This window comes from Kocuria carniphila (assembly GCF_004136555.1).
GTDB classification, from domain to species: Bacteria; Actinomycetota; Actinomycetes; order Actinomycetales; family Micrococcaceae; genus Kocuria; species Kocuria carniphila.
Map to the genome: position 1 here is coordinate 218,233 of NZ_NOIT01000004.1, position 10,028 is coordinate 228,260.

Annotated in this window: 12 protein-coding genes; 4 read left to right on the plus strand and 8 right to left on the minus strand. The window is 60.8% G+C overall.

The genetic code is table 11. From position 1 onward, the window contains the following. Positions 1–48 precede the first annotated feature (48 nt). Positions 49–876: an RCC1 domain-containing protein gene (locus EWV37_RS04605; RefSeq protein ID WP_129700091.1), complete on the plus strand. Its 828-nt coding sequence runs from the start codon at positions 49–51 to the stop codon at positions 874–876. A gap of 3 nt (positions 877–879) precedes the next feature. On the opposite strand, the gene EWV37_RS04610 is transcribed toward EWV37_RS04605, so the two are convergent. Together EWV37_RS04610 and EWV37_RS04615 are read right to left on the minus strand one after the other, a co-directional pair. Continuing rightward, the gene (locus EWV37_RS04610; RefSeq protein ID WP_129700093.1) at positions 880–1,734 is read right to left on the minus strand and encodes an Fpg/Nei family DNA glycosylase; all 855 of its coding nucleotides are present in this window, start codon (positions 1,732–1,734) and stop codon (positions 880–882) included. Between the two features lie 15 nt (positions 1,735–1,749). Beyond that, positions 1,750–2,949 (minus strand): winged helix-turn-helix domain-containing protein, encoded by a 1,200-nt coding sequence (locus tag EWV37_RS04615; RefSeq protein WP_129700095.1) that lies wholly within the window; start codon positions 2,947–2,949, stop codon positions 1,750–1,752. Positions 2,950–3,143: 194 nt separating this feature from the next. On the opposite strand from EWV37_RS04615, the gene EWV37_RS04620 reads away from it, so the two are divergent. Beyond that, positions 3,144–3,383, plus strand: a complete 240-nt coding sequence (locus EWV37_RS04620; RefSeq protein ID WP_129700097.1) for a PspC domain-containing protein — start codon at positions 3,144–3,146, stop codon at positions 3,381–3,383. A 70-nt stretch (positions 3,384–3,453) separates the two neighbouring features. Here EWV37_RS04620 and EWV37_RS04625 read toward each other — a convergent pair whose 3' ends face one another. From EWV37_RS04625 to EWV37_RS04645, 5 genes are all read right to left on the minus strand, one after another. Further along, entirely contained in the window at positions 3,454–3,810 is a 357-nt protein-coding gene (locus tag EWV37_RS04625; protein WP_129700099.1) for a type II toxin-antitoxin system PemK/MazF family toxin, read from the minus strand. Next, positions 3,791–4,024 (minus strand): ribbon-helix-helix protein, encoded by a 234-nt coding sequence (locus EWV37_RS04630; RefSeq protein WP_202976183.1) that lies wholly within the window; start codon positions 4,022–4,024, stop codon positions 3,791–3,793. The genes EWV37_RS04625 and EWV37_RS04630 overlap by 20 nt, the downstream gene beginning before the upstream one ends. A 67-nt stretch (positions 4,025–4,091) precedes the next feature. Beyond that, a complete protein-coding gene (gene gvpO / locus EWV37_RS04635; RefSeq protein WP_129700102.1) occupies positions 4,092–4,577 on the minus strand; it encodes a gas vesicle protein GvpO in 486 nt (161 codons plus the stop codon). 178 nt (positions 4,578–4,755) lie between these two features. After that, positions 4,756–5,205 carry an AAA family ATPase gene (locus EWV37_RS04640; RefSeq protein WP_129700103.1) on the minus strand — a complete coding sequence of 150 codons (450 nt, stop codon included), beginning with the start codon at positions 5,203–5,205 and terminating at the stop codon, positions 4,756–4,758. A gap of 114 nt (positions 5,206–5,319) precedes the next feature. Beyond that, a complete protein-coding gene (locus EWV37_RS04645; protein WP_129700142.1) occupies positions 5,320–5,931 on the minus strand; it encodes a DUF1349 domain-containing protein in 612 nt (203 codons plus the stop codon). 120 nt (positions 5,932–6,051) lie between these two features. Here EWV37_RS04645 and EWV37_RS04650 point away from each other — a divergent pair, with 120 nt between their 5' ends. Continuing rightward, positions 6,052–6,543, plus strand: a complete 492-nt coding sequence (locus EWV37_RS04650) for a sugar O-acetyltransferase (RefSeq protein WP_274542998.1) — start codon at positions 6,052–6,054, stop codon at positions 6,541–6,543. A gap of 24 nt (positions 6,544–6,567) precedes the next feature. Here EWV37_RS04650 and EWV37_RS04655 read toward each other — a convergent pair whose 3' ends face one another. Next, complete coding sequence (locus EWV37_RS04655) at positions 6,568–7,314, minus strand: DUF429 domain-containing protein (protein WP_129700107.1); 747 nt, start codon at positions 7,312–7,314, stop codon at positions 6,568–6,570. 135 nt (positions 7,315–7,449) lie between these two features. Between EWV37_RS04655 and EWV37_RS04660 the strand changes: the two genes are divergently transcribed. Beyond that, entirely contained in the window at positions 7,450–8,466 is a 1,017-nt protein-coding gene (locus EWV37_RS04660; RefSeq protein WP_129700109.1) for an IS481 family transposase, read from the plus strand. Positions 8,467–10,028: the final 1,562 nt, after the last annotated feature.

A 10,028-nucleotide genomic window follows, 5' to 3' on the forward strand; every position in this document is an offset into this window, starting at 1 on the left:
GACCGACGACGCCGCTCCGTTTCCGTCATCTTGTCCGGTCCAGTTTCTGTGAGCGTCCTCGCCGCTGGCCGACGTCATTCAGTGGCAGTCCGGTCCGATGGAACCGTCTTGGCCACCGGGCACAACGGGGCCCGGGAATGCGAGGTGCTGGGGTGGAGCGGCGTCGTCGGCGTGGCAGCAGGAAACGTTCACACTGCAACGAATACGGGCCGTTCCCACACCGTGGGGCTGCGCTCCGGTGGAACCGTGATAGCCACGGGCTGGAATGGCGACGGCCAGTGCGAGGTGCAGGAATGGCGTGACATGACGACCGTTGCCGCTGGTTGGCGCCGGACACTCGGGATTCGTCGGAACGGCACGGTCATTGCGACGGGGCGCAATGTTGAGGCCCAATGCGACGTCGGCGAATGGACGGAGGTCGTCGCGATCGCGTGCGGCGATTGGCACTCAGTGGGGCTTCGCTCCGACGGGACCGCAGTGACCGCGGGAAGCAATCAACGAGGCCAATCCGAGACTCACGCGTGGAACGGGTTGATTGCTGTCTCTGCGGGATACCTGCACACAGTTGGTCTGCGCCACAACGGCACCGTAGTGGCAGCTGGAGCAAGCGGTGCCGGCGAGTGCTCGGTGTCCTCCTGGCGGAACGTGGCCGCCATTGCCGCGGGCAGTCGGCACACCGTATCCCTCACTCACGATGGCAATGTGCTGGCCACTGGTGATAACAGCTACGGGCAATGCGATGTCCGCGATTGGCGCAACGTCGTGGCTGTTGCTGCAGGTTCGGCTCACACCTTGGCGTTATGCGCGGACGGCTCATTCTTGGCAGTGGGACACAACGCGAACGGCCAGTGCGACGTCAGCGGTTGGCGCCGCTGAATACTATTTGAGGAGTCGGTCCATTCTGCGATCGCTGAGCTTTTTGCCGCCGGTTTGGCATATGGGGCAGTACTGCATCGAGCGGTCCACGTAGGACACCTCCGCCACCGTCCCACCACACTCCGGGCAGGCCTGCCCCGCGCGATCGTGGACTCCGAACAACGACTTTTTCGTTGCCTTGATACGATCCAGCGGCACATTGGTCAGAGCGTCACGGACCTCGGTCAGCACCTCTTGGACTGCCGTGTGAAGCGCTGTTACTTGTTCCCCCGTCAGCTTGTTGGCTGCAGCAAACGGGGAGAGTTTGGCGCGGTGCAGGATTTCGTCCGACCAGGCATTGCCGATCCCGGCCATCACAGTTTGATCTGTCAGAACAGTCTTCAGCCGTGAGGAGGTCGCGCCTAACTTCTCCGCAAATTCTTCCACGGTGACCACATCCACTTCAGGGCCCAATCGCTGGATCCGCTTCAGGGAATCCGGTGCATCAGTGATCCAAAGAGCCATGCCTTTACGTTTTCCCTGCTCCGTGAGGTCGAGGCGAGCGCCGTCGTGGAAGTCCAACCGCACGGCCAGCGGACCAGATCTGGCCGGCGGCCTATCGCTGAGGTGCGCCTCCCCGAGTTTCAGCCAACCTGCCAGGGCTAGGTGCGTGACCGCGAATCGCCCTTCTGCTTCGAGCAACAAGAACTTGCCTCTGCGCGACACCCCTGTCAGCTCCCGCTCGACCAAAGACATATGGGGCGGCTCCGCAGTTTTCAGGACGCTGAAGGCGACCACCTGGAAATCTCGAAGGCGGTGACCCACCAGGCGGTCCCGGAGTTGATCGACGACTGCATCCAGCTCAGGCAATTCAGGCATGGCTCCATTCTTTCCCTATTGGGCGTCCGGCTGGGGATGAACGACCTCGTCAAGACCGAGCCAGTGCGCCAGAGTCTGTAAGTGATGCCGCAGCGCGGGAACGGCCTCAGTTGGGGCATCGGACTCCCACGTGCACCGCTTCACCAGGAGTTGACCGGCAAGCCGGTCCGCCTTCAGGTCCACCCGGGCTACCAGGGTGTCTCCGAACAAGAACGGCAGTACGTAATACCCGTGGATGCGCCGATGGGAGGGTGTGTAGATCTCCAAGCGGTAGCGCATACCGAACAAGGCTTCGGTGCGCTCCCGTTGCCAAATCAGCGAATCGAAGGGGCTGAGGAGGGCTTCTACGTGAGCTTTCCGCGGGATCCGAGCCGAGGTGTCCAGGTACACGCGATCCGACCACCCAGGGACCGTCACGATCTCCAGCTCTCCATCTGCCACCAGAGATGCTAGGGCGCGGCTGGTTTCTGCAGCTCCAAGTCGGAAGTAGTCTCGGAGGCACCGCGCGGTCCCAATACCGTGGGCCCGTGCGGCGATGCGCACCAACTCGCGATGAGCGATGTCTGGATCCACTGGTTCCCGGGGCAAATGGAGAAACTCTGGCAGAACGTAGGCGCGTTCGAACTGGACATTACGTCCTGAACTCGTGATCTTCCCGGACCAGAAAAGGTACTCGAGGGCGGTCTTAACGGCAGACCAGTTCCAACCCCAGCCCCCCTCACGGCGGGGAATGTCCACATTCAGAGCGGCCTTGCATTCTCTGGCGGTTATGGGGCCTCGCTCACTGACTTCCGTCAGAACTGCTTGCACAAGGTCCGGGTGCTCCTGCTGGATACCGCGCATGCCTCCCCAGGCTTCGTGGTTGGCGCGATCCATCCGAAACCCCATCAAGGACCAGGTCGTTGGCGGGATCAAACTGGCCTCGTGCGCCCAGTATTCGACCAGCCGCCGCGGGTGGCGATCTCGGAGTTGATCCAGTTTGGCTCTGTCATAGCTGCCGAGGCGTGAGAAGAAGGGTAGGTAGTGGCTGCGGCTCAGCACGTTGACCGAGTCGATCTGGATCACGCCCACTCTGTTGATCACTCGCTGCAGATGACGAGTACTCACCTTGCCAGCCACCGGAGGAGGGTCCAGAAACCCCTGTGCCGTCAGCGCAATGCGCCGCGCGGTCGGCAGACTGATCCGGCGCGGGGGCAGGGTTTCGAGGATAGTCATTACATGCTCGAAGGGGTTCTGGCCAGATCGGGATGGTTCATGGGCTCCACGGTACGGCTACCCTCAGACATCCACTCAGCAAGAGGGCACTCCTGACGGAAGCTGCCCGGGGCGCGACTAATTGACGTGTATCCAGGGAGTTCCGGGGGTCACCCCCACTGTCTCAACCGTCAAGAGTGCGTAGTGTTGACGGCATGAACTCATTCTTCGAATCCATGCGCAATCTCGGCTTCCGACGCGGACCGCAACGACTCGTCGCGGGCATCGGCGGAGGTATCGCCCGCCAATTTGGCGTCAACGTGTGGGTGGTCCGCCTGCTGATTCTGCTGTCCTTCTTGTTGCCGGTCATCGGGATCGCGGCATACCTGCTGGCTTGGGCTGTTCTGCCCTGGCAGGACGGCAGCATCCCGTTGGAGAAGTCACTGCGAAAGTAGGAAGTACGGCAGTCAATCAGCCAATCAGGGGATGTATCCACTGATTGGCTGATTTTTGCGTTAGATTCCCTCAGGGAAGCGCAAGAAAGTCGCGCAACCACTGATCGACTTCTCGCATTGTTTGCGCGTCGACGGTACCGATGTGGCCAACCACGCGATCTCGAGTGACTGTCCGAGGCTGCTCGGTCATAGCGAACGTCGCTCGTGACAGGCCAAGTTGTGGGCCCCGCAAAGGGATATGGTTTGGCCATCCCCGATCAGTTGTTGTGGCTGGCACGATGACCATCAGCGTGTTTGCCTGCTCAAGGTACAGATCACTTGCCACTACAAGGGCCGGGCGCCGCCCGGACTGTTCACGCCCACGAACCGGATCGAGTTCGATCCACACGATGTCTCCTCGCCGGAGTTCACTCAACGGATTGGCCATCGTCGAGCGTCACGTCCCAGACGCGATATTCATCCCAGTACGTGGCATCCGCAGCTCTAAATGCCCGGCCAAAGGCTTCCATGCGCTGTCGTCGCTCATGCGCATCAATTAGTTTCTCGATGAGACCCGCCGCAGTCAGGCCCCGCTCCTTAGCATCACGGTTAATTCGATCCCGCAGTTCAGGGCTCACCTTGATTGTTGTGTTCATAGACATAGAGGAATTTTACTCCCGATGTATACAAAGTGGTATACCTCGAGTCAGTAGAGCATGCCGAAGACGACTAAGGCCGCTTGCCTTTGTTCCTCAACGGGCGGATCGATCCTCGTAGGCGCAGATTCACCACGTTGATACGTCGGAAAGAAATCGCGATGTCCGTGTCCAACTCGGCGCGGAGCCCTAGATCCACGGGCAGCGCCCGCTGAGTGCTTCCTGTAGAGCGCGATGGAGTCTCCCGGCCAGCCAATTCGTACGAGATAATATTGCCTTCGCCGGTGAGCCGGATGAAGTACTGCTCTGCCATAACCGCCGGGTCGCCAGTTGATGCTCTGGTCTCTGCAACGATGAGCCAACCGCCGTCGTTGGTGCGCTGAAGCTCAACAATCTTGCCCGCCTCATGACCGGTGGTTTGCCCCACCTCTTGGACCGCCCGCGAGATCGCCTCAGGAATATTCGATCGGCTCGACCTTCTCGGGCCCGCTGCGTGCTGGGAAGATTTTCGGCGGACTTTCTTCAGGCCGGGACGCCATTTGCGTCGGTGTTTGGCCATTTCTGCAGGTCTCCTTGTGCGCTACGCGGGGGTGCACCGCACGTCGTGCGTCGTACTCGATGGCAGGCTGATTGCCCGCTCGTTCACTCTCGAATGTCTACGACTATCAGACCACGATGGTGGAGGCTCCACCAGGAGGGTGTGCGTCTCAAGCAGCCTGGGTGAACACGGTTCTCCGTCATTCAGTCCCATCGATGAGCTGTTCAACTTCATCAGCCAGGTCCTGTGGTGTCCGGGTACCGTCGAGTTCAATCGTTGCTCCTCTACGCAAGAGCGGTTCAACCGTTTCCACATAGTGCCGAATTTCAGCTTGTTGCGACACTGATTGGCCATAGGGGTTGCTCCTGCGGGTCCGTACCCGCTCCAAAAGAATGTCCAGCGGTGCGCTCAAAAGAATTACATGGTCAAAACGATTGTAGAAATTGACCTGGTTCTCCACAGTTCCAGACACCACCACATTGTGCGGTTCTGCCAAAAGACGCGGCACCCGCTCTTCGTCCCACGATCCGTCTGGAAGTGTCCAACCGTCGTAGTCGGTATCGACCGTATCGTGCCCCCGACGCCGCAGCTCCTCCAGAAGAGTCGACTTGCCAGCCCCGGACATGCCGGTCACCAGAATCCGTGTCATTCACCCACAATAAGTCGAACCCACCAGTCTCTCGGCCTGGCCATGGACCGCACTTCGTTCACGACGACGCCGACGTCGCGCTGCCGCCTCTCCACGGAGCCCTGACTTTTTCGTTCAGTGCAGCGAACGGTCCGCCTCGCCGACGCTCCAGCGGCAGAACGGAACCTCGAGTCCGCTGCGAGTCGGCGCGCACACGAATGGCCCTGCAGTGACGCCTTCCCATGCGTCAAAGGGCGCAACGCGAACAAGCTTCCAGGGTCCTTCCGAGCAGCGAGCGCGGACGGTGAGAGCGTCGTCGGCCCAACTGATCCGCATGGTCACCGGTCGGCCAGACCAGCCCGGAACGGGCGTAGCCGACCGATCGGAACGACCATCCGTGACCACGGCACCGATATGAGGAGTGCCATCGGTGAATTCGATTCCCGCTTTGACCCAATGTTCCGCGGAGACCCGAACGAAAATACCTGCCTGGTCGAACTGCTCCTCGAACGGAGTGCCGAACTCGACCTCCATGGAAGTCCCGGAAATAAAGCTCACCAGCAGAGCATGTTCGGTGTCATGAACAAAGCCGTACGAAGTGTGCCGCCAAGCGTCGGAGCCTTCCGCTGCCATTACATAAAGCGTCCCGTCCTCGGACACTCTGGTCGACACCGGCCGATTCGACCAACGTCCAGCATCCCAAGGAATATCCCTCGAAGCGGATTGCGTGGGTATGACGTCACTCATGCAATTGACCGTACCCCGTCCATTGGTACGGTCGATCATCTGAAGTAATACGTAGCTTCATCGGGGGCGGTGCCCGGAGGAAGCCACAAGAAGTTCCGCCGAATTTGAGGGATGGACCTAATGACCGAACGGGCAACAAAAATCATGCGTGACATCCACCGCGCTGAGTTGGACGGCCAGGAGATTCGTCCGCACCTCACGGAGCTATTGGCGCACCTTGGGGAGGGTGTGGAAGTTCGCCCACCGATCCGCGTTGATGACGGGTTAAACCTCTCTATCGGGGCCCGCACATTCGTGAACTTCAATCTCACCGCCCTCGACATGGCACCCATTAGCATCGGTGCCGACTGCCAGATCGGTCCGAACGTCCAACTTCTGACGCCGGTTCATCCCATTGCCGCAGAACCTCGACGTGCTAAAGAAGAGACGGCAGAACCCATCACCATCCATGACAACGTGTGGCTCGGCGGCGGAGTAATCGTCTGCCCCGGAGTCACGATCGGGGAGAACTCCGTGATTGGCGCGGGTGCTGTGGTTACATGTGACATACCGGCCAACAGCGTGGCCGTCGGCAATCCGGCACGAGTCATTCGGGAAGTTCCGGAGTACTGACGTCCCATCCCATTGTTCGAGCAGTTAGTTAGCAAGCGGGGCCGTTGGCATCTCCCCTGGCAACCAAATCCACCCCTCTCGCTTGGTTTTCTCTGCAAGGCCTATCGGAGGCGGTTCACAGCGGCCCCTCTCTACTTCCCTAGCTACTAGAGCTGCGATGACCGCGTCCAACGCATTGTCGTCAGCCGCGCAGAGATCTCGGTGCCCATTCCAGTCCAGCCACGGAAGCTTTTCGGATACCGAGTCCACCAGTTCCGATCGCTGTGCCGAATTCTTCGCCCCTTTGTAACCGCGGTAGGGCAAACCCCAGCACTTCAACGCCGCAGCCGGATAAACCTCGCACACCACGCCCGCGCCATCCCGACATACATTCGTCCCCAAGTCCCGAAGTCTCACCTCAATCCCCGCCCACCGCAACGCGGGATAGGCAATCCGATCCGTTGAAACGCTCAGCGGGGTCAGCCCCGTTCGCTGATGCACAGCTTTATCCGTAGCTCGCAGCGCCAGGTCCCGCCGCCATTCCGAGCCTGTACTAGCCGGGGCCTCAAGTGTCCCCCTCGCTTGCGCCTCAATGACGCTTACGAAATCCTCGGGCCAACCGAACGGAACATCGACACCTGCACGCTCAGCCGTACTGATGGCATCAATCAGGTCCTCGTCGGTCGCGCCTATTCGAACCAAGTCGACGACGACGCTCCCGGCACCTTCCCGAAGCACCGCAAGACCCGTGCGCTTCACGTCAGCGGCCAGGTCGATTCCAATGAAGGTCATAGTGCCAACGTAGCCGCCACTAGGTGTTGCGGGGCATGAGGTTCTTGTCAGGGGTGTGTTGGTGAGGTGAGGAACGGGTTCCTTGCCCAGGATGGAAGTTGCTACAGCGACCGTCCGAGACGAAAGAGCCCGTTCATGACCCGCCGTAATGCACCCTTGACCCCTACCGGCCGGCTGCGCATGGTGTTGGGCCACCTCGATGACGGGATCCCCAAGGCCCACGTGGCCGCCGAGTTCCGGGTCTCGCGCCCCACCGTGAGCACCTGGGTGACCCGCTATCTGGCCGAAGGTGAGCAGGGTCTAACCGATCGCCCCTCGACCCCGGCCACCTCCCCGGCCCAGATACCACCGCAAGTGGTGGAACGCATAGAAGCCCTGCAGCGGGGGCGCAAGTGGTCCGCGCGCCGGATCTGGCACCACCTGGCCGCCGGCGGCTACGACCACGACCCCGCCCAGGACCCGGGGCTCTTCCACGCTCCGGTGATCATCGCCCTACGCACCGTGGGCCGGTGGCTGGCCCGGCTGGGGATCTCCCGGCTGCGGGATCTCACCCCCGACGGGGACAACGCCCGAAGCGCCCCGGCCAGGATTCGGGCGTACTGGCCCGGGCATATGATCCACCTGGATGTGAAAAAGGTCGGCAAGATCCCCGACGGCGGCGGGTGGCGCACCCACGGCCGCGGCACCACCAAGGCGAAGGCGGCCAAGCGCGGACCCGGGGCCAGGGTCGGCTACACCTACCTGCACTCGGCCGTGGACGGCTTCTCCCGTCTGGCCTACACCGAAGCCCTCGACGACGAGAAAGCGGTGACCACGATCGGGTTCTTCGCCCGGGCCAGAACCTTCTTCGCCGCCCACGGGATCCACAGGATCCACCGGGTCGTGACGGATAACGGGGCCAACTACCGAGCCCGGGACTTCACCCGCACCGTGAAAGCCCTGGCCTCCCGCCACCAGCGGATCCGTGCCTACACGCCGCGGCACAACGGGAAGGTCGAACGCTACAACCGGCTACTGGTCGATGAGGTGCTCTATACCCGCACCTACACCAGCGAACACGCCCGACGCACCGCGGTGGCGGTCTGGGTCAATCACTACAATTACCACCGACCCCATACCGCCTGCGGCGAGCAGCCCCCGGCCTCACACTGAATCGGCCCGGGTTTGATGCCGCTGCTGTTTGAGTCCGGAAGGATGGGCAGCATGCCGAAGGCGGTGCCGGTAATGGTCTGCGCTCCGTCCGGGTCGTCGGCCGCCGGCGAACCACGGAGGTCCAGGGCAGGCAGCGGGGTCGTTCCTGTGCCGGCATCGTAGCGCGGGCGCGCCGGGGTCAGCGCAACCAGAAATCGGTGCGGGCCTTTGGAATCTAGCCCACGCCATCTACACATGCGGCAAGAAAAACGGGACTGCCGCACGATCAGGTCAAGATGCCACCTATCCATGCGGCAGTCCCGAAATGCGCCCGAAATCGATCGTGACTTGCAGCTTTACACGTTGAATCTAAACTCGACCGCGTTCCGTAGCCGAATAACCTTCGAGCAAGCGTCTCCTGGCGGATCGTGCCCGGCCCCACCTATGTGCCAACCTTGCCCCGGCGGCGATCACGTGAAGCCGGACTCTACGGGCTCGTCGATCCAGTACCGGGCCGAGTGCTGCCAGCCTTTGCGCGTCTTCGGCGCAGGAGAGGCCGCTAGGGCTAGGATCTTCAATCAAGCTGTAGCTTCACACAGCCGCCGCATCACCCCGATCCCTCAACATTCGTTTGGAGGTATCAGACACATGAGTGCACTAACCACACCGTTTTCCAATCCAATTTGGCAAGGGCTCGCCCGCGAGACAGATCTAGCCGCACAACTCATTCACTCGGGCGCAAACGAGATCGGCCGCGCCGACTATGCAAACCAAGGAAGATATACCGCAGCTCAGTTTGGATTCTCAAATGGACTAGAAAGACTCGGGAAGCTCATCCTCACTTGTGATCACCTCCTGTCCCATGGCCGACCCCTGAATGATAAGCAACTTCGCTTAAAAGGTCACTCGATTTCGGATATCTCCGACGAGGTTGCGAGAGTCGGAGACAGGAGAGGGCTAGAGCTCAGATACGAGCGACCGGCAAGTCCTATAGCAGCCGGTACATTAGCTAGTTTCGACGATTTTGCGTCCGCCAGCCGTGGCCGCTACGCCAACCACGCTTCCTTGACGGGGAATCGGTCACCTCACGAACCCACCGCGCACTGGTGGGACACGGTTTGCGAGCCAATACTTGACGAGCACTTTCGTGGCACAAAACGAGAGGAGCGCGCCCGCGCAAAATCACGACAAGTCGGGGCCATTCTCGCCGACTTCAGCGTTACGATCCATTTCCACGAGGACGGCTCGTTAGTTACTGACCCGACTCAGGCGAGTTTCATGACCCACGAGCGCCAGATAACTCAGAAGTGGGGTCGGTTTTACTCTCTCAGCCATGCTCGATGGATGAGTGAAATTTTTACAGAACTGACATATTTTGCTGGATATACTGCGGGTACCGAGTACCTATTCGGCCATCATGAGCGACTACAGTCTCTCAGAGTGCCCGACACATATCTGAAGAACAGAAAAACCTGGCCTCTTCAGTAAGAGGAACTGAGGATTTCGGGCCCTTCACAGATGAGCATGGGTAGCCGGGTGCGTGGGGGCGTTTCGGAGCGCGTGTTGTGGGGTCTGGGTAGAGG

Excerpts from the sequence above, each read along its gene's own strand:
- EWV37_RS04610 (WP_129700093.1), bottom strand. The coding sequence starts at position 1,734 with ATGCCTGAATTGCCTGAGCTGGATGCAGTCGTCGATCAACTCCGGGAC.
- EWV37_RS04615 (WP_129700095.1), bottom strand. The coding sequence starts at position 2,949 with ATGACTATCCTCGAAACCCTGCCCCCGCGCCGGATCAGTCTGCCGACC.
- EWV37_RS04620 (WP_129700097.1), top strand. The coding sequence starts at position 3,144 with ATGAACTCATTCTTCGAATCCATGCGCAATCTCGGCTTCCGACGCGGA.
- EWV37_RS04625 (WP_129700099.1), bottom strand. The coding sequence starts at position 3,810 with ATGGCCAATCCGTTGAGTGAACTCCGGCGAGGAGACATCGTGTGGATC.
- EWV37_RS04630 (WP_202976183.1), bottom strand. The coding sequence starts at position 4,024 with ATGTCTATGAACACAACAATCAAGGTGAGCCCTGAACTGCGGGATCGA.
- gvpO (WP_129700102.1), bottom strand. The coding sequence starts at position 4,577 with ATGGCCAAACACCGACGCAAATGGCGTCCCGGCCTGAAGAAAGTCCGC.
- EWV37_RS04640 (WP_129700103.1), bottom strand. The coding sequence starts at position 5,205 with ATGACACGGATTCTGGTGACCGGCATGTCCGGGGCTGGCAAGTCGACT.
- EWV37_RS04645 (WP_129700142.1), bottom strand. The coding sequence starts at position 5,931 with ATGAGTGACGTCATACCCACGCAATCCGCTTCGAGGGATATTCCTTGG.
- EWV37_RS04650 (WP_274542998.1), top strand. The coding sequence starts at position 6,052 with ATGACCGAACGGGCAACAAAAATCATGCGTGACATCCACCGCGCTGAG.
- EWV37_RS04655 (WP_129700107.1), bottom strand. The coding sequence starts at position 7,314 with ATGACCTTCATTGGAATCGACCTGGCCGCTGACGTGAAGCGCACGGGT.
- EWV37_RS04660 (WP_129700109.1), top strand. The coding sequence starts at position 7,450 with ATGACCCGCCGTAATGCACCCTTGACCCCTACCGGCCGGCTGCGCATG.